General features: G+C 45.5%; 21 protein-coding genes. 19 read left to right on the top strand and 2 right to left on the bottom strand.

Features of this window, described 5'->3' with window-relative positions; genetic code table 11:
* Positions 1 to 30 precede the first annotated feature (30 nt).
* The 18 genes from WJR50_RS31990 to WJR50_RS31905 all read left to right on the top strand — a co-directional run bounded on the left by WJR50_RS31990 (position 31) and on the right by WJR50_RS31905 (position 16,999).
* Positions 31 to 402 (top strand): hypothetical protein, encoded by a 372-nt coding sequence (locus WJR50_RS31990; protein WP_341297411.1) that lies wholly within the window; start codon positions 31 to 33, stop codon positions 400 to 402.
* Positions 403 to 518: 116 nt separating this feature from the next.
* Positions 519 to 1,352 (top strand): MotA/TolQ/ExbB proton channel family protein, encoded by an 834-nt coding sequence (locus WJR50_RS31985; protein WP_341297410.1) that lies wholly within the window; start codon positions 519 to 521, stop codon positions 1,350 to 1,352.
* 5 nt (positions 1,353 to 1,357) lie between these two features.
* The gene (locus WJR50_RS31980; protein ID WP_341297409.1) at positions 1,358 to 1,954 is read left to right on the top strand and encodes an ExbD/TolR family protein; all 597 of its coding nucleotides are present in this window, start codon (positions 1,358 to 1,360) and stop codon (positions 1,952 to 1,954) included.
* A 3-nt stretch (positions 1,955 to 1,957) separates the two neighbouring features.
* Entirely contained in the window at positions 1,958 to 2,479 is a 522-nt protein-coding gene (locus WJR50_RS31975) for a biopolymer transporter ExbD (RefSeq protein WP_341297408.1), read from the top strand.
* Positions 2,476 to 3,270 (top strand): energy transducer TonB, encoded by a 795-nt coding sequence (locus WJR50_RS31970; RefSeq protein WP_341297407.1) that lies wholly within the window; start codon positions 2,476 to 2,478, stop codon positions 3,268 to 3,270. The genes WJR50_RS31975 and WJR50_RS31970 overlap by 4 nt, the downstream gene beginning before the upstream one ends.
* A gap of 2 nt (positions 3,271 to 3,272) precedes the next feature.
* Positions 3,273 to 3,512, top strand: a complete 240-nt coding sequence (locus WJR50_RS31965; RefSeq protein ID WP_341297406.1) for a hypothetical protein — start codon at positions 3,273 to 3,275, stop codon at positions 3,510 to 3,512.
* Positions 3,502 to 4,425: a PstS family phosphate ABC transporter substrate-binding protein gene (locus tag WJR50_RS31960; protein ID WP_341297405.1), complete on the top strand. Its 924-nt coding sequence runs from the start codon at positions 3,502 to 3,504 to the stop codon at positions 4,423 to 4,425. Before WJR50_RS31965 ends, WJR50_RS31960 begins: the two co-directional genes overlap by 11 nt.
* 82 nt (positions 4,426 to 4,507) lie before the next feature.
* Positions 4,508 to 5,170 carry a DedA family protein gene (locus WJR50_RS31955; RefSeq protein WP_341297404.1) on the top strand — a complete coding sequence of 221 codons (663 nt, stop codon included), beginning with the start codon at positions 4,508 to 4,510 and terminating at the stop codon, positions 5,168 to 5,170.
* A gap of 179 nt (positions 5,171 to 5,349) precedes the next feature.
* Positions 5,350 to 6,825 (top strand): alanine/glycine:cation symporter family protein, encoded by a 1,476-nt coding sequence (locus WJR50_RS31950; protein WP_341297403.1) that lies wholly within the window; start codon positions 5,350 to 5,352, stop codon positions 6,823 to 6,825.
* A 32-nt stretch (positions 6,826 to 6,857) separates the two neighbouring features.
* Positions 6,858 to 8,177, top strand: a complete 1,320-nt coding sequence (locus WJR50_RS31945; protein WP_341297402.1) for an MFS transporter — start codon at positions 6,858 to 6,860, stop codon at positions 8,175 to 8,177.
* A 93-nt stretch (positions 8,178 to 8,270) separates the two neighbouring features.
* Positions 8,271 to 9,542: a DUF819 family protein gene (locus WJR50_RS31940; protein ID WP_341297401.1), complete on the top strand. Its 1,272-nt coding sequence runs from the start codon at positions 8,271 to 8,273 to the stop codon at positions 9,540 to 9,542.
* Between the two features lie 43 nt (positions 9,543 to 9,585).
* Complete coding sequence (locus tag WJR50_RS31935; RefSeq protein ID WP_341297400.1) at positions 9,586 to 10,611, top strand: FAD:protein FMN transferase; 1,026 nt, start codon at positions 9,586 to 9,588, stop codon at positions 10,609 to 10,611.
* Positions 10,612 to 10,752: 141 nt separating this feature from the next.
* Positions 10,753 to 12,039: an MFS transporter gene (locus tag WJR50_RS31930; protein ID WP_445223513.1), complete on the top strand. Its 1,287-nt coding sequence runs from the start codon at positions 10,753 to 10,755 to the stop codon at positions 12,037 to 12,039.
* A 470-nt stretch (positions 12,040 to 12,509) separates the two neighbouring features.
* The gene (locus tag WJR50_RS31925; RefSeq protein ID WP_341297399.1) at positions 12,510 to 12,851 is read left to right on the top strand and encodes a hypothetical protein; all 342 of its coding nucleotides are present in this window, start codon (positions 12,510 to 12,512) and stop codon (positions 12,849 to 12,851) included.
* A 229-nt stretch (positions 12,852 to 13,080) separates the two neighbouring features.
* The gene (locus tag WJR50_RS31920) at positions 13,081 to 13,734 is read left to right on the top strand and encodes a DedA family protein (protein ID WP_341297398.1); all 654 of its coding nucleotides are present in this window, start codon (positions 13,081 to 13,083) and stop codon (positions 13,732 to 13,734) included.
* Positions 13,735 to 13,765: 31 nt separating this feature from the next.
* Positions 13,766 to 14,689, top strand: coding sequence for a TerC family protein (locus tag WJR50_RS31915; RefSeq protein WP_341297397.1), 924 nt, complete (start codon positions 13,766 to 13,768; stop codon positions 14,687 to 14,689).
* Positions 14,679 to 15,836: a hypothetical protein gene (locus WJR50_RS31910; RefSeq protein ID WP_341297396.1), complete on the top strand. Its 1,158-nt coding sequence runs from the start codon at positions 14,679 to 14,681 to the stop codon at positions 15,834 to 15,836. The genes WJR50_RS31915 and WJR50_RS31910 overlap by 11 nt, the downstream gene beginning before the upstream one ends.
* Before the next feature lie 14 nt (positions 15,837 to 15,850).
* A complete protein-coding gene (locus WJR50_RS31905; protein ID WP_341297395.1) occupies positions 15,851 to 16,999 on the top strand; it encodes a bile acid:sodium symporter family protein in 1,149 nt (382 codons plus the stop codon).
* 155 nt (positions 17,000 to 17,154) lie between these two features.
* Here the strand turns inward: WJR50_RS31905 and WJR50_RS31900 are convergent, their stop codons facing one another.
* Both WJR50_RS31900 and WJR50_RS31895 read right to left on the bottom strand, forming a co-directional pair.
* Positions 17,155 to 17,355 (bottom strand): calcium:cation antiporter family protein, encoded by a 201-nt coding sequence (locus WJR50_RS31900; protein ID WP_341297417.1) that lies wholly within the window; start codon positions 17,353 to 17,355, stop codon positions 17,155 to 17,157.
* 89 nt (positions 17,356 to 17,444) lie between these two features.
* Positions 17,445 to 18,974, bottom strand: a complete 1,530-nt coding sequence (locus tag WJR50_RS31895) for a sodium:solute symporter (RefSeq protein ID WP_341297394.1) — start codon at positions 18,972 to 18,974, stop codon at positions 17,445 to 17,447.
* Between the two features lie 137 nt (positions 18,975 to 19,111).
* Here WJR50_RS31895 and WJR50_RS31890 point away from each other — a divergent pair, with 137 nt between their 5' ends.
* Positions 19,112 to 19,306, top strand: coding sequence for a hypothetical protein (locus WJR50_RS31890; RefSeq protein ID WP_341297393.1), 195 nt, complete (start codon positions 19,112 to 19,114; stop codon positions 19,304 to 19,306).
* Positions 19,307 to 20,134: the final 828 nt, after the last annotated feature.

The raw sequence follows: 20,134 nt of genomic DNA, 5'->3' as shown, positions 1-20,134 counted from the left end.
GAAATCCGGATACCAATAAGCCTATCAAGCATGCAGTATAGTCATCAAAAACTGACCTTTGTATTAATCTTCTCAGTACTGTTGGTACTAAGCCTTATTGGGGTAGGGATGCAGGCTTTTAGGCTACCTACCCTTACTGAAGAGTATCTTCCTCTTCAGCAGGAGTCGGTAGGTACACAGCAAGAAAGCTTACCTGTCCAACTCCTGGCCCAAAGGCAGGTAGAACTCTACCGGTCAAGCGAGTCTTATGATAAACTTGCCTACGAATGGGCTCGTTTCGGAGGTGTTTTTACAGCCTCAAAGCCCCATGATTGGCTTATTGATGGAAATAAGCGGACGGGGACAGTTTATCCCTTAATCCATATCCCTTTCCGGATCTTACAGTGTTGTTACAGGATTTAGCCAACCCCCTGATTCAGAAGGGCCGCTGAGGTTTCGGTTGCCCGTTTCAGAGGCAAAATCTTTATTCATTGCATGTATACACTGTATTTATTAATCATCATTTTATTTATTGAACCATGAAATCATCCGCAAATCTTTTGTCAAGTTTAAAATCAGTTTTCGCAGCCATCGTCATTCCTCTTGAAATTGTGATTGCCGTACTTATCTACGTATATGTACTGGGTAATCCGGAAAACTTCCAGGGAGGAGATCCCGCCAATCATCCGCTGCCTGGTAACTACCTGGGAGTAGTCTACAAAGGAGGCTTTATCGTACCCATACTTCTGTCATTGCTGATCATGGTGCTTACCTTTGCTGTAGAACGTTTTCTCACGATCAGCAGAGCCAAAGGAAAAGGAAATATCAAAGACTTTGTGAGCTCTATCAAACATCATCTCAACCTGGGTAACCTCTACGAAGCTTTGTCCATTTGTGATAAGCAGAAAGGCTCCGTAGCCAATGTAGTACGCGCCGGACTGGTCAAATACGAGGAGATGAAAGACAACTTCAGGGTAGATCAGGAGAAGAAAATCCTGGCTATCAGAAAGGACATAGAAGAAACCACCCAACTAGAAATGCCTATGCTGGAAAAGAACCTGGTCATCATCTCTACCATTGCTTCTATCGCCACGCTGATGGGTCTGTTGGGTACGGTAATGGGTATGATCAAAGCTTTTGCTGCGCTGGCTACCGCGGGTGCTCCTGATGCAGTGGCCCTGGCCAACGGTATCTCTGAAGCATTGATCAACACCGCACTGGGTATTGGTACCTCTGCGCTGGCAATCATCTTCTATAATTATTTTACTACGAAGATTGACGCCATCACCTATGCTATTGATGAAGCAGCCTACAGTATTGTACAAAACTTTGCCGCTACCAGCAATAGCGAAGACCAGAAAATTACCTACTAAACTCTATGGAAAAGGTAAAAGTAAAGCGATCAAATCCGGTGCTGGATATGACGCCCATGGTGGACCTGGCTTTTCTGCTGGTAACCTTCTTTATGTTGACTACCAAGTTTGCTGCCGACGAACCGGTAGTAGTGGACACCCCCAGTTCGGTTTCGGAGATCAAGTTGCCGGATACCGATATGCTGACGGTGACCATCTCCCAGGAAGGAAAGGTTTTCTTCAACGTGGATGGTCGCCAGACACGCGAGAAGCTGCTCTACAAAATGGGGGAAAAGTATGGTGTGAGTTTTTCTGCTGAAGATATACAGCATTTCGCCGTGATGTCCAGCATGGGAGTACCAGTAGGCAACCTGAAAGAGTTCCTAGCCTCCGACAGCGAAAGCAGAAAGCATATGGTTCAGGGCGGGGTGCCCTGTGACTCCACCCACAATGAGCTGGCCGACTGGATCGTATTCACCCGCATGACCAATCCCAAAGTGAGAATCGCCATCAAAGGAGATGGAGAGGCTCCTTACCCGGTAGTCAAAAAGGTGCTCAATACACTACAGGACGCCAATGTAAACAGGTTTAACATGATCACCGATCTGGAAAAAATATCTTAAACCATGGCAGAAGTATCACAACAATCTGGAAAGTCAAAAGACGGAAAAGTCAGAAGTAAGAAAAACAGCACGCGCATTGATATGACGCCCATGGTAGACCTGGCGTTTCTGCTGCTGACCTTCTTTATGCTGACTACCACTTTCACCAAACCTCAGACCATGGAAATTACCATGCCTGAGAAGCCCAAGGAAAATACCGAACTTCCTTTAGTCAACGAAAAGAAAGTACTTAGCCTGGTGCTGGATGAGCAGAACAAAATCCACTGGTTTGTGGGTATCAGTGATCCTGCCGTACAGAGCACGGATTATTCTGCCCAGGGCGTACGTCAGGTTTTACAGGAGCAAAATGCGCAGATCAAAGATATGATCGTGCTGATCAAGCCTACCGACAAGTCTAACTATAAGAATATGGTAGACATCCTGGACGAAATGGAAATCAGTAACATCAGCCGCTTTGCACTGGTAGATGTGACGCCCGAAGACCTGATTATTGTAGGTAAAGTATCAAACCTCTCAAGCTTATGAAAACATCCGTGAATCATAGTCCTAATTGGAACGAGCTGGTTTTTGAAAACAGAAACAAAGCTTACGGCGCCTTCCAGCTCAGAGAACAGTACGCCAGGCAGGTACTCAAAGCATTGTTGGCTGCAGTGCTGATGATACTGCTGGTGGTATTTCTTCCTTCTTTAGTGCAGTTATTTGAAAAAGAGGAGAAAAAGCCGGTGCTGCTTGCCAAGACGATCAATTATACAGAGCTGGCTGCTCCACCTCCCATTGAGCAGACGCCTCCCCCACAGGCAGCAACGCCTCCTCCTGTCAAAAAAGTGATCAAATACCTTCCTCCCAAAGTCACTGAAGAGGAAGTGCAGGAAGAAGAACCCATGCCTACCGTGGAAGAAATCCAGCAAAATAATACGGGGCTGGAAAACATCGAGGGTACCGGCGAGGTGGTCATGGACCTGCCAGTAGAAGGTGATGGACAGGTCGCGGCAGCTCCCGAGGAAGTCTACCAGTTTGTAGAGCAGATGCCCGAGTTTGACGGAGGTATGGAAGCCCTGGCTCAGTTTCTCCAGAAGAACCTGAAGTATCCGGCTACCGCCAGAAGAATGGGTATAGAGGGTACTGTCTTCGTAAAATTTGTGGTAGGTGAAGACGGAGAAGTAGAAAAAGTAGAAGTGATGAAGGGTATCGTTAAAGACTGCGACGAGGAAGCAGCTCGCGTAATCAGTAAAATGCCCGCCTGGAAACCTGGCAAACAAAACAATAAGCAGGTGAAGGTCAGTATGATGTTGCCCATTAAATTTAAATTAGCTTAAGTATGAAAACCAATATTAAATATGTTCAGGAAAACGCACTGGACAAGCTCATGAAGTATCTTGGTATTACCATGGCAGTGGCCTATGTGGTGGGCGGTATCCTGATGATGACCCTAGTACATGAAGTACTGGTGATCTCCAAAGTACACGCCTACGCTTTAAGTGCGATTTTTATCTCTTTCGGCATTTACAGAGCGTTCAGAATCTATCGCCGTTATACCAAGCCTGAAGATGAAGATTAACTTTTTGTCCTATGTTTCCCTCGCTTTTGTGCTATGGGGATGTCAGGGAGGGAGTATCCAGCAGGAGCTGGATACTCCTACTTCCGGGAGCATTGACATTGTGGTAGATGAATCTTTAAAGCCCCTTATTGAAGCCGAGATAGATGCATTTCAGGCTATTTATCAGCAGGCACAAATTCATGTTACCTACATGGCCGAAGCAGAGGCCACTCAGCTCTTTCTCGCAGATAGTGCCCGGCTGCTGATCATGGGCCGACAGTTGCTGCCTGAAGAAAAGCTGGTGCTGGATACCCAGAAAATTATACCCCAACAGGTTAAGGCGGCTATTGATGGTGTCGCACTGATCCTTCATCCGAAAAGCCAGGATACGGTATTTAGCTATCAGCAGTTCATCAAGCTACTGGAAGGCGGAAGAGACAGCTCAGCTCAGCTTGGGCAAGCTATGCCTCAGATCGTGTTCGACCACAGCTATTCCGGAATCATTCGCTGGATGATGGATTCGGTCGCTCGCCTGGATAGAGTGCCCGCACATTTCTACGCTTTAGAAAGCCACGAAGAGGTGATCCATTATGTCTCTCAAACCCCGGAGGCCAAGGGCCTGATCGGATTAAGCTGGGTAAGTGATAAGGACGATAGTACGGTCAACCGCTTTCTGGATCAGATCAAAGTAGCGGGTATTGCCAATCCCTCAGATTCAAGTGGGGAGGCCTATCAGCCATACCAGGCCTATCTGGCGAACAAAAAATATCCTTTGAGCAGAGAGGTGTATGCTATCAGCCGAGAAGCGAGGGCTGGGCTGGGCAGTGGCTTTCTGGCTTTCCTTTGTGGGGACAGAGGCCAGCGTATCGTGCTTAAGTCGGGTTTGGTGCCGGCGACTATGCCGGTACGTATCGTACAGTTTGTTGCAGAATAAATGTCCAACCGAACTTTGCCAGGCTATAAAATTGGTATTAGTTGGAAGAATAGTCATTCATTAACATCTAATTCAAAGTATTTTGGAATACTTACAATCCATCGCAGACTTTGTACTGCATATTGACCAGCATTTGATAGAAATAGTCAGCAATTACCAAACCTGGACGTATCTGCTGCTCTTTCTGATCGTTTTTGCCGAAACCGGTTTTGTGGTAACACCTTTCCTGCCGGGTGATTCTCTGCTTTTTGCTGCCGGAGCGGTGATCGCCCATCAGGCCAGCGAACTCAATATCGCACTAATGGCCGTGATACTGATAGTGGCTGCGATTTTGGGTGATTGGGTCAACTACCACGTGGGCAGATACCTTGGGCCTAAGGTTTTCAGCGGAAAGTACCGGCTTTTTCAGCAGAGCCACTTGTGGAAGGCGCAGAGCTTTTACTACAAGTATGGTGGCAAAGCGATTATTTATGCTCGCTTTGTGCCCGTACTCAGGACATTTTCACCTTTTGTAGCGGGCATCGCACATATGAAATACAGCAAATTTGCTTCATACAACGTGGCAGGCGGCATCTTATGGGTGGGTAGCTTCTTGATGCTGGGCTATTTCTTCGGCAACCTTACCTGGATCCGAGAAAACTTCTCAATAGTCATACTGGCCATCATCCTTATTTCTGTCTTGCCTCCGATCTTGGAAGGGTACATAGGAAAAAAGAAACAGCTCAGAACTATCAGCAGATCATAAGTCGGTACATTATGTCTATTCGTTTAAATAAACGTAACATGAAAGATAGCCACTTCATCAAAATCATTGTGCTGCTTTTACTGGTCAAAATATTGGCGGTAATGATTTATGAATTCCTTTTTTAAGCCATCCAATTCACCTGCTGGAGTAATAACAGCATCAAAATTTAGTCTCTACTTATGAATGAAAGAAATATTGATCAGTTTATAGATGGCATATTTGCGCCTCTGGCAGATTTCATTAGTGCCATTGTGTTATTCCCCATTTTCACCATTAATGGGGTAGAGGTGCCTTTTATCGTCCTGTGGCTGGCGATCGGCGCAGTGTTTTTCACTTTTTACCTCAAATTTGTGAATATCTGGGGCTTCAGGCATGCCATTGATATTGTCAGGGGCAAGTACAGCCACCAAGATGATCCGGGGGAGATCACCCATTTTCAGGCCTTGAGTGCCGCGCTTTCCGGCACGGTGGGTCTGGGAAACATCGCTGGTGTGGCAGTGGCCATATCGGTAGGGGGCCCCGGGGCTACTTTCTGGATGATCATTTTTGGCCTCTTCGGGATGACCGCCAAGTTTGTAGAATGTACCCTGGCGGTAAAATACCGAAACCTGCATGCCGACGGCACCGTCTCAGGCGGGCCCATGTACTACCTCAGAAAAGGCTTAGCAGAATCAGGCTTGGGCAGGCTAGGCATTTTGCTGGCTGCTTTGTTCTCTTTACTGACAATCCTGGCTTCTTTTGGGGGAGGGAATATGTTCCAGGTCAATCAGGCGGTACAGCAGGTGGTTAATATCTCAGGCGGCAGCAGCTCCTTTTTTGGGCAGAATACCTGGCTGCTGGGGGTTATCTTTGCCGTGCTGGTGGCACTGGTGATCATCGGCGGTATCAAAAGTATAGCGGTGGTGACAGAGAAGATTGTACCTTTCATGTGTGGGCTATACATACTCTCTTGCCTGTTGGTCATAGGTGCTAATGTGCAACAGATACCTGAAGCTCTGGCTGCGATTTTGGATGGCGCGATTAATGGCAAGGCAGCCACCGGTGGCCTGATTGGTACCCTGGTGTGGGGCTTACGTCGGGCTACCTTTTCCAACGAAGCAGGTGTAGGTTCTGCTGCCATCGCTCACTCTGCGGTCAAAACCAGGCAGCCGATTACCGAGGGTTTTGTGGCTTCGCTGGAGCCATTTGTGGATACCGTCATCATCTGTACCATGACCGCCCTGGTGATTGTCATTTCCGGCGTTTATCAGGACGAGAGCATACAGGATGGTATCGCTCTTACCTCCAGCGCCTTTGCCACCGTATTCAGCTGGTTTCCCCTGCTGCTGGCAGTAGCGGTGATCCTGTTTGCTTTTTCTACCCTTATCTCCTGGTCTTATTATGGTTTGAAAGCCTGGACGTATCTGATGGGCGAGAGCAATATGGCAGTATTTAGCTATAAACTAATCTTCTGTATTTTCGTCGTCATTGGTGCTTCCTCTAACCTGGCCAGCGTCATGGCTTTTTCAGATGGTGCGCTTATCGCTATGTCATTACCTAACCTGGTGGGCTGCTACTTACTCATTCCCCACGTCAGGAAGGAAATGCTCGCTTTTGTACAAAAAGCCAGGGGGCTGAAAGCGGAGCAGCGGGCAGCATCAAAAGTACTTTCTTAAGTTTTGTTACTCCTTAAATACTGCCCACGCTTATGAATGATTTTCTAAAGGGCTATCGCTGGAGAATTCTGGCTTTATTGTTCTTCATTACGACAGTCAACTATATAGATCGTCAGGTCATCTCTTTTACCATCATAGATGAGCAATTTCAACGGGATATCATGGGTATTCCCGAAGGCCAGCCCATTACCCAACAGGATCAGCAGCGCTATACCCAGATGAAGGGTTGGATAGATGCCGCATTTAAGATCGCTTATGGTTTGGGTTTCGTAGTGGTAGGGATGTTTATTGATAAGGTAGGAACCCGTAAAGGTTTTGCCAGTGCCATCGTATTGTGGAACGTGGCTGCCATAGGAACAGGATTTGTCGGCTCGGTCAGTAGTTTGTTAAGCATGCGCTTTCTGCTCGGCTTAGGAGAAGCGGGTAATTTTCCTTCCAGCATCAAATCGGTGGCGGAGTGGTTTCCCAAAAAAGAGAGGGCCTTTGCCACGGGTATATTCAATGCCGGTACCAATGTGGGGGTGATCCTGACGGCGCTTTGTGTGCCCTGGCTGATTATCCATACCGGCTGGGAATCTTCTTTCATCATTACGGGCACTCTGGGCTTCGTGCTGCTGTTTTTCTGGCTGCGCATGTACAAACGGCCGGAGGAACATCCTAAAATCAGTCAGGAAGAGTTGACCCATATCCATTCCGATCAGGAAGATGTGGGCGTTACTAAAAAAAAGGTGAGCTGGGCCAGTCTTTTCCGCTACCGACAGACCTGGGCATTTGCATTGGGAAAATTTCTGACCGATTGTGTATGGTTCATCTTTCTCTTTTGGCTGCCTTCTTTTTTTATGGAAAACGACGCCCTTGATCAGAAACTTGATCTAAAATCAGTAGGCTTGCCCTTTATCATCATTTACCTGGTCTCCGATGTGGGCAGCGTATTCTACGGTTGGCTTTCCTCCCGCCTGATCCTAAAAGGATGGTCAGTCAATATGGCAAGAAAATTTACCATGCTGATTTGCGGACTAAGCGTCATACCCGTATTCTTTGCTTCCACCACCCATAGTCTGGTCATGGCGGTGGCACTGATTTCCCTAGCTGCCGCCCCCCATCAGGGCTTTTCGGCTAACCTGTACAGCATCGTCACCGATATGTTCCCCAAGAAAGCCGTAGCCTCCGTGGTAGGGATAGGTGGCCTGATGGGTGCCATCAGTGGTGCCGCCCTAAGTGCCTACACTGGATATATCGTAAACGTTGCGGGCTATCTGCCAGTGTTTATTTATGCCAGTATGGCTTACCTGCTGGCACTTTTGGTCATTCATGGGCTGGCACCCAAACTGGCAAGTGCTAAGCTTGACTAAAGAAGAAAACCTGACGAGAATCATGATAACAACTAGATTATTCTTGAAGGAATTGGAAAACAGTAACAATTCAACAGATCATTCGAAAGTCATATGAGAACGCTAGAGGAATCAAATGTAGAACACAGTCCTCTGATCACCAATGATGCCGTAGTGATGGGTATACTGGTGGTCATCCTGGCCGTCATTTTCAGGACTGCCTCCAGCGAACATCCTTTTTTCAAGAAATTTTATTCCGTAGTTCCCTCGGTGCTTCTGTGTTACCTGATACCCAGTTTACTCAACACCTGGGGAGTCATTTCGGGCGAATCCTCAGCATTATACAGTATGGCCTCCCGTTACTTGCTGCCTGCCAGCCTGGTGTTATTTACCCTGAGCATGGACCTAAAGGAAATCTGGAAGTTGCGCCATAAGGCAGGCCTGATGTTTTTGACAGGTACGGTGGGCATTATGCTCGGCGGACCTTTAGCAGTGATGATCGTAGCTTCCTTTGCGCCGGAGCTGGTGGGCGGCGAGGGACCCCAGGCGGTATGGCGTGGTCTTTCCACTATCGCGGGAAGCTGGATCGGGGGTGGGGCCAACCAACTGGCGATGTACGAGGTATTCAAGCCTGACCCTAATCTCTTTTCGGCCGTGATCGCTGTGGATGTGATTGTGGCCAATCTATGGCTGGCTATCCTGCTTTTTGGCGCAGGCATCAGCGATAAGATCAACCGTATTTTCAAAGCAGATGATACAGTGGTAAATGCACTGAAAGAAAAGATAGACCAGCAAAGGCTCAGCCAGATGCGGATTCCCTCCATGGCCGATCTGATGACTATTACGGGTGTCGGGCTGGGAGTAACGGGACTATCGCATTTCCTGGCTGACCTGATCGTACCCTGGATCGTGGAAAAAGCCCCCTATCTGGATAAATTCAGCCTGACCTCTGGTTTCTTCTGGATAGTGGTCATCGCTACTACTTTTGGGATGCTGCTCTCTCTGACCAAAGCCAGAAATCTGGAGGGGGTAGGAGCTACCCGCGTCGGCAGCCTGTTTCTTTACATCCTGGTAGCCACCATCGGTATGCAGATGGATATAGCTGCGGTGGTTAGCCAGCCTGGTTTATTTCTGGTAGGCCTGATCTGGATTACTTTTCATGCGTTGCTACTGCTGCTGGTAGGCTGGTGGGCCAGGACCCCTTTTTTCTTCCTGGCGGTAGGCAGCCAGGCCAATGTGGGAGGAGCTGCTTCAGCACCTATCGTAGCCGCGGCTTTTCATCCGGCCCTGGCCCCGGTAGGTGTATTGTTGTCTATTCTTGGCTATGCTCTGGGAACTTATGGAGGCTATTTATCGGCTTTGATGATGCAGGCAGTCGCTCCCTGAAAGTGGGTTTGCTGCCACAGTACTGATCAATAAGTAAAACTTTATGTTTAAAAAAATTCTGACACTAAGTATGGTTTTCCTGCTCTTTGGAGGCATATGGTACTTCACAAAGAAAGAAGACGCGTCTACCAAAATTGTAGTCCAGGGCAGTACGATGGGGACTACCTACACGGTCACCTATTTTGATGAGCAGGGGATGAACTATAAGCCACAGCTGGATTCAATCCTGCTAAAGATCAATGAAGGCGTCAATACCTATGATCCAGGCTCGGAAATCAGCCGCTTCAATCAGCACTCCCGGGGTGTGTCTTATGATTCGCCCCATTTGTATGAGCTTTTGCGGGATTCTGAAAAGCTCTACCACATCAGCCAAGGCCTGTTTGATCCTTCGGTAATGCCGCTGCTCAGCGCCTGGGGTTTTGATGCCGGGCAGAAACTGGAAATGAACGACCAGAAAAAGGATTCCATTCGACAACTGATCGGCTTTGAGCAAATTCAATTTACTGTCGATAGCCTGTGGAAAGAGCAGGCTGGCAATGCCCTCAGCTTCGGAGGCATTGCCCAGGGCTATGCAGCAGATGTAATCGCTACATTTCTGAAACAGAAAGGTATCAATCATATGCTGGTTGAAATCGGAGGAGAGGGCATTGCTCAGGGCATGAACCTGGACAAAGGCCAGCCCTGGCGAATAGGTATACTGGACCCGGATTCCAGTCCTGATGCTAAAAAGCTGTTTGCCACCGTTTCCCTGACTGATCAGGCATTTACCACCTCCGGCAATTACTTCAATTACCGCATTGTAGATGGTATCAAATACGGGCATACCATGAGCCCTGAAAAGGCCGAGCCAGTGCAGACGGAAATTCTTAGTTTGTCTATCATCGGCGAGGATGCCAGCGTGGTTGATGGCTGGGCTACCGCAGGCATGCAGTTGTCAGTAGAGGAAGTGATAAAGCTGCTGGAAAAAGAAAATGGCTTAGCACTGATCATCATTTACTCTGACCCAAAGAGTGGAGACAGAAAAACCTATATCAGTAGCAAGCTGAAAGAATCAGTAAAAACGATATGATCAGCTGATTTTGGTCAGCGTAGCATGATATCTCAAAAGAAAATAAAATCTCATCGGGCTTAGCAAATTCAGATAAATATCACTAGCCTTGATAAGATACCTTTTTATTCATCTTAAGTTATCAATCCAACTTACATCAGCATGGAACAGGAACTCCTGGAAGAAGCCTCCAAAAAAGATCGCGGTACTTCCACTCGGTCAGAGGATAAGGTCAGCCTCAAGCCCCTTCTGAGTTTACCGGTGATGGTAGCGGCCCTTGGCTACCTGGTAGATATGTATGATCTGTTCCTGTTCAGCATTGTGAGAGTGCCCAGTCTGAGCGACTTAGGTTTGAGTGGGAGTCAACTGTTGGACGATGGTGTATTGTTGCTTAACATGCAGATGGCTGGTTTGCTGGTAGGAGGTATATTCTGGGGAGTGATGGGTGACAAAAATGGACGATTGTCTGTTTTGTTTGGCTCTATACTGATCTACTCACTGGCCAATCTGGCCAATGGATTTGTACAGACGGTTCCTCAGTATGCGGTGCTTCGTTTTATAGCTGGCGTTGGCCTTGCCGGAGAACTGGGCGCCGGCATTACACTGGTAAGCGAAATCCTGCCCAAAAAGATCAGGGGCTATGGTACGACTTTAGTAGCCACTCTGGGCGTACTGGGGGCTATTCTAGCCTATTTCGTTGCCGCAGTATTTGACTGGCGGGCCTCTTATTTTATAGGCGGAGGGCTTGGACTGCTACTCTTACTGATGCGCTTCAGGGTATTTGAATCAGGCGTATTCCTGAAAACCAAGTCGGTAAATGTGAGTCGGGGTAATGTCTGGATGCTGTTTAATAATTGGGAGCGACTGAAAAGATACCTGATGGCTATCATCGTAGGCTTACCGATCTGGTTTGTGGTAGGTATACTTATTACCTTCTCACCTGAGATCAGCCAGGCTATTGGCTTGGAAGAACCGGTTGATGCAGGTATTGCGGTCATGCTGTCATTTGCCAGCCAGGCTTTTGGTAACGTGGCCAGTGGACTGCTCAGCCAGCGGTTACAGAGCAGAAAAAAAGTAATGGGCGCTTTCATTGTCCTCTCCTTCCTCTTTACACTCTGTTATCTTCTGCTCCCCGTACGGGATGTAGAAGTGCTTTATCTTTTATTCATATTGCTGGGCTTTACCAACGGTTACTGGACCTTGTTTATTACTGTGGCAGCTGAGTCTTTTGGTACCAACCTGCGGGCTACGGTGGCGACTACCGTACCTAATTTTGTAAGAGGGGCCATCATTCCTTTGACTACCCTGTTTTTACTTTTCAAAGATGGGGTGGGTATCGTTCAGAGTGCCCTGCTGGTAGGATCTCTTACTGTCGTCCTGGCCCTGCTGGCCCTCTGGAGTCTGCGCGAAACTTTTCACCAGGATCTAAACTATCTTGAAGAAAATTAATTTCATTGCATAAGCAGAAAGAATGATCTTATACTGATTAAACCAAGCTAAAAAAAGATGGATAAGTGACTTCTCAGGTGTTTGCTATAATCTTTCAAAAAAATGAAAATCACAGCTGTTTAACAATTGCATACTCTACCATCAGACCAGGCAGATTCTTCCTAAAAAAATTAATTATTCTCCTATACTGTCTTTTAGCGGAATGGTCGCCTGGTTTGTATGGCTAATAGTTCACTTGATGGCCTTGGTAGGGTATTGGAATAAGCTGGCGGTCTTTCTGAATTAGGCTATCAGTTATTTAAGTTACGACTATAGTATCCATCTGATTATTCGGCCTTTCAATAAAGAGAAAAAAGAAGCAAGGGTCATAAAATGATTTACCTCCAGATATTATTTTAGTGAAAAAGAAATAAAAGGCTGATCATTATGTATAAATTAATTTTTTTGTAGCTTTCCAAAGCTGAGAAGAGATGCACAAGATGTTCACAAATATAAAATGTCCTGCTATAGTTCTGAATCTGACAATCTTATTTTTTGTCCAGGGTTTGACTGTTTTTGGTGCGTCTGAGCATCTTGATGCTTTGTATGATATATATCCCGATGACCCGGTATTTAGACAGGAAATACTGCATCACGTAAATTCAATCTGTACCGAAAATAAAGTTCCGATCGGTCTTACAAACGGTAGTATCCAAAAGGTTTTAAACTTACACAAAGCAGGAGAGTATATTGGTGGAAACTTTGAATCTCTTCATATTAATGCCTTTCTTTTTAATGTTTACTACGTTTGTTTAAGTGCACTCGCCCCTTAAATTTTAGCCTCACTTCTTAAAAGACATTGACATTTCCTTGGAAGGAAATGCCTTGCCTTAAACCTGTATGTTAATTTCAGGACCGTCAATTTGTTAATCTTCATTACAAGATTTTGTAAAAAATGAAGACTCAAGGCGAAAATCCGGTTCGTTATCTTCAGGCTTATCTCTCATTAATTCTACAGAGGATTACATGATTTCAATAAAAGGTGGTTAAACTTTAAAAAAGATGATAGATATCATATTGAACGTTGCCGAATGGCTCAACCCTGAAAATATCCTGACTCAGGGAGGTTTCGGGCTTTTACTGCTTATTGTATTCCTGGAAACAGGTGTATTTTTCGGGTTTTTTCTGCCGGGCGATTCATTACTACTGACGGCAGGTTTATTATGTGGTTCACCCTATCTTGATGTTAGTGTTTCCGAACTTTTCCTGGGCGTCGCTGCCGCAGCTTTCCTTGGTTCCATGATGGGATATGTAATGGGGAAATCTACGGGCAGCTTTTTACTTCGCAAAAAGGATAGTTTTTTCTTCAAGAAAAAGTATTTGTCAATAGCGGAAAGTTATTATCTGAGGTATGGAAACATCTCCTTTGTGATCGGTAAGTTCCTGCCTGTGGCCAGAACATTTCTTCCTATCATAGCTGGATTAGTAAAGTCTGATATCGGGAAGTTTATGTTTTTCAATATACTTGGCTCCGCATCATGGACGACTGCTTTCGTAATCGGAGGATATTATCTGAATAAGATTTTCCCTTCTCTGGTCAACTATATTGAATTTATTATTCTTCTTTTATTCATCATTACTGCTATTCCTTTACTTATTACCTGGAGCAAAAAGAAAAAAATTGCCAGGGCTGAAAGTGTGAATGCTGGTACCTAATGTTAAAAATTACCTTAAAATGAATGTTTAGATGAATGCAACCTTCCTCCTATTATTTCATATCATGGTCTTAGGCATGCTTGCCATAGACCTTTTTGTCTTTAATCGTAAGAACCATGCTATTAGCATCAAAGAGTCTTTGTGGTGGAGCCTGGTCTGGATAATGATTGCCATGGCTTTCAATGCCTATATCTACCTTGATCAGGGCTCAGAAGCAGCCCTTACCTTCCTGGCTGGCTATCTGCTGGAAAAGTCACTAAGCGTTGATAACCTGTTTGTCTTCATTCTGATTTTTTCCGCCTTTAAAGTACCCAGAAGGTATCAGCATAAGGTGCTTTTTTGGGGAATTATAGGTGCCATTGTACTTAGGGCTGGATTTATCTATGCGGGTATCACGTTGATCAGTAACTTTCATTTTACCATTTATCTGCTGGGAATGATACTCATCTACAGTGGTATCGCCATATTTTTCCAAAAAGATTCCCCCGCTGATCCTGAGCAAAACTTCCTGATCAGATGGCTAAGTAATCATTTACCGGTCACCGACAAGCACCATGAAGGGAAGTTCTGGCTTCGGAAGACGGGAAAATTTTACGTTACGCCTTTGTTCCTGGCGCTTCTGGCTATTGAGATCAGCGACATCATTTTTGCAGTAGATTCCGTCCCTGCTATCCTGGCCATTACCAAAGATCCTATGATCGCTTATACCTCTAATATATTTGCCATACTGGGCCTGAGAGCGCTCTACTTCGCAGTAGAGGGTATGATCAATCAGTTTCATTACCTCAAATATGGGTTGGCAGTAATTCTCATGTTTGTAGGGGCCAAAATGTTACTTTCAGATGTTGTGACTTTATCCACCCAACTTTCGTTATTGGTAATCATTAGTGTTCTGGCTACAGCTGTTTTGGTCTCCGTTAAATTCAGTCAAACAAAAAAAGTAAATGCACCTTGATATGATTATGGACAAAGTAAGGGTGAAGAAATCCCTGGTGCAAAAGCCCTCCGGAGCCCGATTCAGGTATTTACCTTTCCTGGTTAAAAAGGAAAAAAAGTTTGTGCTGTTAATTGGCTGCCTATTCTTTTTAGCAAGTGTTTTATATCCATATCCTAAAATCGCTATGTGGGTTGGTTTTGCCCTGGCAGGCTACTCTGCCATAGCCAATGACAGTATTCAGACTATCGGTACTTTTATTGCCTCTAATGGCCACCGCAAATGGTGGCTTTTATGGTTGTACATCGGCCTGATTTTCGTAGCGACAGTAACGGCCAGCTGGCTGATTTATGATGGTGATGTCACCTATGCAAGACTCAGTACCAAAGGTTTTGAGAAGGCTCCTGAAAGTTTTGCCTTTCTGCAGATTGCTGCTCCCATCTTCCTGCTGATCATCACCCGGCTGCGCATGCCGGTATCTACTACCTTTTTGCTGCTGAGTTCTTTTACCACCAGCACCAGTGCGGTAATGGGTGTGCTGGAGAAAAGCTTGTTGGGTTATCTGATTGCTTTTGCGGTAGCCATAGGCACCTGGTTTTTGCTTTCTGGTTTTTTTAAGAGAATCCTGAAAGGAAAAGCGCATATGGCCTGGGATGTTGCTCAGTGGATTACCAGCGGTACTCTGTGGTCTATCTGGATCATGCAGGACGCCGCCAACATCGCCGTCTACCTGCCCCGACAGTTGGACCTCTGGCAGTTTCTGGGGTTCACTTCTTTTATCTTCCTGGGCTTAGGCGTGATCTTTTACCTGAAAGGAGATAAGATACAACATGTGATCAATGAGAAAAGCGACGTAACTGATGTAAGAGCCGCTACCCTGATAGATCTGGTATATGCGTTGATCCTTATTGTCTTCCAGTGGATGAGTACCGTGCCCATGAGCACTACCTGGGTTTTTATAGGCTTATTGGCCGGTCGTGAGGTAGCCATGAGGATAAAGCATGACAAAAGATCAAAAAAGAAGACCTTTATCATGCTGGGCAGAGATGTACTGTTTGCCACTATCGGACTGCTCATCTCCATCATCATTGCGGCAGCAGTCAATCCTGTAATACAAAAGGAGATTGTTCAGCATTTCCGTGAGATGAGTTGGTTTTCTCTCCTTTAATAATCAATAAACCTATGGCGAAAATCAACTCCTTTTCTAATGTCAGCTGGGCTCTGGCATTTGCATCAGCCCTGGGCATGGGCGTTTTAATGGTTTTAGATCAGACAGCGTATGTCGGGCTTACTCTGGTGAGCTTCTTTCTCATGCTGGCGCTGGGATGCCGAAGCAGAGAAAGTTTGAAGGGCTTTTCTTTCACCTTACTGATTTTCGCTTCGGTATCGGCTGCCCTCTTTTATCCCGGTTATTTTCAACAAATCCAGGGTTTTGATCTGAAAAAACTGATTACTCCCTTGCTTCAGCTGATCATGTTTGGTATGGGCACCTCCATGAGTGTACAGGATTTCAAAGGAGTGGTCAGCATGCCAAAAGGAGTTGTAGTAGGTTTGCTTTGCCAGTTTACAGTCATGCCCTTGATAGGATTTAGCCTGGCACAGTTGCTACATGTCAGTCCTGAAATAGCGGCTGGTATCATCTTAATTGGTTCGGCTCCCAGTGGGCTAGCTTCTAATGTGATGACCTATCTAGCCAAAGGTAACCTGGCCTTGTCCGTTACGCTGACTGCCATTGCTACGCTGATGGCTCCTTTTCTCACTCCTGCTTTCATGTCCCTGCTCGCTGGCGAACTGGTAGAGGTTAATTTAATGTCCATGATGTGGAATATGATGCAGATGGTAGTCCTCCCGGTAATCGTTGGTCTGGCATTTAATCACTGGGCGCGTGGGCGAATACAGTGGTTGGACAGGGCTTTACCCACTGTTTCTATGTTGGGCATTGCTTACATCATCACCATAATTACGGCTGCCGGTAGGGATGCCCTACTGGAAGTAGGTTTGTTGCTGGTGCTGGCAGGTATTTTTCATAACACCGCTGGCTACTTTCTGGGCTATTGGGGAGGACGTTTGTTCAGTATGCCGGAGAGAGACTGCCGCACCATTGCCATTGAAGTAGGCATGCAAAACGGGGGCTTGGCTTCGGCTCTTGCCAATGAGATGGGAAAAATAGCTACCGTAGGCTTAGCTCCGGCTATTTTTGGACCAGTCATGAATATTACTGGTTCTGTGCTGGCCAACTACTGGCGAAGGAAGCCTCTAACTAAAGAAGCGACTATTGATAAGCACTTTCCGTTTTCTTCCGAAAAAACCAAGTACCCGGATAAGATTTAGCTCTCACACTCAGGTAAACAGTATGTAAAGATAAATTCAGTAGAAAAGTAACAGTACAGCTTCTGCTCATCATTTTAGCACGAACCCTGTTCTGACCAGAAGGATGAGCAGAACAGATATACCAATCATGACCAGTATGTTGTAAATATTAGATTCTACTGCGTTTCCCAACGCAATATCTGATTGTTTTTTAGTGCCGCTACCACCGAAGTAGCCAGTTTGCGCGTGCTCGTACCAACTGCTACGATGTTACTGGATGAATAGGGAAGAGATACGAGTATGGTTGCTAGAGAGCTGGTACTATTCACCATCCAACTTGCCCCAAAGTATAGTATTACTAGTGATAAGAGGACTATGAGAATGTCATTGAGTATTATAATTCTTATTTAATCAGCCCGGGAGACTAAAATTTTCTTGATGAGTAGTTGCCATTGTATCTGTTATGTCATGCTACTGGTTTGCCGGGCAAATATGTCGGTACAATTTCCTGATCCACAGTGGCAAAGTCTCTATGCCGTGGTGCCAACCTTATTAAATAAAGGAGTAGAAAGGTAATCAGTCCATTCAATACGATCAATTCAAATCCTAAAGTATAGCCCACCCAGCGATTTGAATTGGCGTCAATGAAAAAGGTGAGCAGAGGAGATAGCAGACACACCCAGGGTACCAGCTTGTCTTTGACGGCAAAGCGAGTGAGCAACCCAAAAGCGAATAATCCCAGGAGCGGACCATAGGTAAAGCCCGCTGCTTTGAAGATAGCATTGACCACTGAATCATTGTTGATCATCTTGAACAGAATAACTACAATAAGCATGAAGAACGAAAATACCAGATGCACCATATGCCGCTGACGCACAAGCTTAGGAGCGTTTTTATGTTCTTTTTTGTCAAATCCCAGAAAGTCCACACAAAAGGAGGTGGTCAGCGCGGTGAGGGCTGAATCAGTGGTGGCAAAGGTAGCAGCGGTAAGCCCCAGCATAAAGATAATAGCCGGTAGTATATTGAGATGGTTGAGCGCAATCTCCGGGAATAAGTGGTCAGGAGTGGACAAAGCAGTCACATCTATACCCTTGATGCTGGCATATTGGTAAAGCAGGGCACCCACACTGAGAAAAAAGATATTGATGACCAGAAATATGCCCGTGAAGGTGAGCATGTTCTTTTGGGCCTCCTGAATATTTTTACAGCTCAGGTTCTTTTGCATCAGGTCCTGATCCAGCCCTGTCATGGCAATGGTGACAAAAATACCTCCGATAAACTGCTTCATGAAGTGGTTTCTGCTGGCGAAGAAATCCTCCCAGAAAAATACTTTCGCGTAAGAGCTGTTTTTGACGGCTTCAAAAGTCTGGGAAATATTCATGTCCAGGCTGTTGGCTATGAAAACAATGGTCAGTAGCACCGAAGTAAGCAGGAAGGTAGTCTGTAGGGTGTCGGTGATCACAATTGTCTTGAGGCCACCCTTGAAGGTATATAGCCAGATCAGCAGCAGGCAAACGGAAACGGTCACTTCAAAGGGTACCTGCCAGGCGTCAAAGATGAATCTTTGTAATACAATGGCTACCAGGTAGAGCCTGAAGGCGGAGCTTAGTGTACGGGAGATTAGAAAGATCATCGCTCCGCTTTTGTAGCTCCAGAAACCCAGCCTTTTTTCTAGGTAAGTGTAGATAGAAATCAGGTTCAGGCGATAGTAAAGCGGTAGTAAAACCGCCAGAATGATGATAAATCCCACCACATTCCCCAGAACAAATTGGAAATATCCAAAGCTGGATTTCATCACAGCACCTGGCACCGAAATAAAGGTGACGCCCGATAGCGCCGTACCGATCATGCCAAAGGCCACCAGATACCAGCTGGAATTGCGGTTGGCAATAAAGAAATCCGCGTTACTGTCCCTTCCTCTGAAGGTCAGGTAGGAGAGGCCGATCAGAACAGTAAAATAGCAAATCAGGAAAGTCAGCAGAATGATAGGCGACATAGAATATATTGGCCTCTTTTAAGGTGAATAATATAACTTGAACGAACAGAATATGCCGATTAATATTATTAAACAGAAAGATTATTTTAGGAATAAATGTATCTATATTTATTGAAAAAATACAAGGTACATCCACGATGTCTGAACTGTATAAGTGGCAGATTTACCTTCCGTTTGATACTTATGAGTATCTGCTGATGTTGCTGGAATTTACTCCTCTTTATCCGCTGCTGAAAGAAGTAGCTTTAAGCAAGTCTATGGAGCAGTCGGAAGTTGCCTTTCTTAATAGTCGCTTTGGCGTCAGCTATAGATACGGTGGACAAGTTGAGTAGTGAATAAATCTATAAATTACAAAAAGCCTAGTCTTAGGGCTGCTTTCAGCACTTTGATTCATAAACCGAGTTGTTGCACAATGGAGTAAGAGCAAAAATTGGCTTAAAAGGACGCATGAGCACTTTATGAAAAATTGGAAAAAGGGCAGGGTAGAGGGTACGAAGAAGGGACGTGGCTGTTGCACAACTCAAAGATTAAAAGCTAGAAGATTAAATTGTAGATGTTGAGCTCTCATGTTTAGTATAATCTTCCAGATTTCATCTAACCAAAGCAAATACAAATGAGGCTTGCTTTTCCTAAGGGCCAAATGCTGTACTTTTGCTTTCCTTGGACTTATAAAGTGTAAATACTTTTTCAAATTATAAGCTACCGCCGAAATAGTTGATCAAGCTGCTCCACGGGGGACAAAAACTGGTTCTACAGTACTATGTCGCAGTGTTTTCATCTTCCTCCCTGTAGGACTCTCTACTCTTTCTTTCATTCTCAAAGTGGTTGTGAAAAGCCGTGAGGATTAATGCTTTGCGATTGGCCTTACCACAACATTCCTTTTTGATGGGGCAGTTCTTACAATCACTAGCACTGCTACGATAGGAGTAGTTAAAGTAACCATGATATACTTTGATGCCTTAATCTTCAAGTACTTTGCCTTACTTGCAGATGTATACATCTTGAGAGGCATCATATGTAAAGCCTTCTCTTTGTTTGTGATATTGACCATAAAGAGCTACATATACTTCTATATTTTCTGCTTGGATAAACCGGAGCATGTTGACCCCTCAGATCCGATAGAGAATTTAGACACTCAATGCTCTTTTTGAGCTTGAAAC

Origin of the sequence: Catalinimonas locisalis (assembly GCF_038039535.1) — a bacterium.
Taxonomy (GTDB): Bacteria; Bacteroidota; Bacteroidia; order Cytophagales; family Cyclobacteriaceae; genus Catalinimonas.
The sequence above is the reverse complement of the archived record's forward strand: the minus strand, read 5'-3'. Positions and strand labels throughout refer to the sequence as shown.

Coding starts and splice junctions, on each gene's coding strand:
- WJR50_RS31945 (WP_341297402.1), top strand. CDS start 6,858: ATGAATGATTTTCTAAAGGGCTATCGCTGGAGAATTCTGGCTTTATTG.
- WJR50_RS31925 (WP_341297399.1), top strand. CDS start 12,510: ATGCACAAGATGTTCACAAATATAAAATGTCCTGCTATAGTTCTGAAT.
- WJR50_RS31940 (WP_341297401.1), top strand. CDS start 8,271: ATGAGAACGCTAGAGGAATCAAATGTAGAACACAGTCCTCTGATCACC.
- WJR50_RS31980 (WP_341297409.1), top strand. CDS start 1,358: ATGGAAAAGGTAAAAGTAAAGCGATCAAATCCGGTGCTGGATATGACG.
- WJR50_RS31915 (WP_341297397.1), top strand. CDS start 13,766: ATGAATGCAACCTTCCTCCTATTATTTCATATCATGGTCTTAGGCATG.
- WJR50_RS31905 (WP_341297395.1), top strand. CDS start 15,851: ATGGCGAAAATCAACTCCTTTTCTAATGTCAGCTGGGCTCTGGCATTT.
- WJR50_RS31990 (WP_341297411.1), top strand. CDS start 31: ATGCAGTATAGTCATCAAAAACTGACCTTTGTATTAATCTTCTCAGTA.
- WJR50_RS31985 (WP_341297410.1), top strand. CDS start 519: ATGAAATCATCCGCAAATCTTTTGTCAAGTTTAAAATCAGTTTTCGCA.
- WJR50_RS31950 (WP_341297403.1), top strand. CDS start 5,350: ATGAATGAAAGAAATATTGATCAGTTTATAGATGGCATATTTGCGCCT.
- WJR50_RS31935 (WP_341297400.1), top strand. CDS start 9,586: ATGTTTAAAAAAATTCTGACACTAAGTATGGTTTTCCTGCTCTTTGGA.
- WJR50_RS31895 (WP_341297394.1), bottom strand. CDS start 18,974: ATGTCGCCTATCATTCTGCTGACTTTCCTGATTTGCTATTTTACTGTT.
- WJR50_RS31965 (WP_341297406.1), top strand. CDS start 3,273: ATGAAAACCAATATTAAATATGTTCAGGAAAACGCACTGGACAAGCTC.
- WJR50_RS31890 (WP_341297393.1), top strand. CDS start 19,112: ATGTCTGAACTGTATAAGTGGCAGATTTACCTTCCGTTTGATACTTAT.
- WJR50_RS31970 (WP_341297407.1), top strand. CDS start 2,476: ATGAAAACATCCGTGAATCATAGTCCTAATTGGAACGAGCTGGTTTTT.
- WJR50_RS31920 (WP_341297398.1), top strand. CDS start 13,081: ATGATAGATATCATATTGAACGTTGCCGAATGGCTCAACCCTGAAAAT.
- WJR50_RS31930 (WP_445223513.1), top strand. CDS start 10,753: ATGGAACAGGAACTCCTGGAAGAAGCCTCCAAAAAAGATCGCGGTACT.
- WJR50_RS31975 (WP_341297408.1), top strand. CDS start 1,958: ATGGCAGAAGTATCACAACAATCTGGAAAGTCAAAAGACGGAAAAGTC.
- WJR50_RS31960 (WP_341297405.1), top strand. CDS start 3,502: ATGAAGATTAACTTTTTGTCCTATGTTTCCCTCGCTTTTGTGCTATGG.
- WJR50_RS31910 (WP_341297396.1), top strand. CDS start 14,679: ATGCACCTTGATATGATTATGGACAAAGTAAGGGTGAAGAAATCCCTG.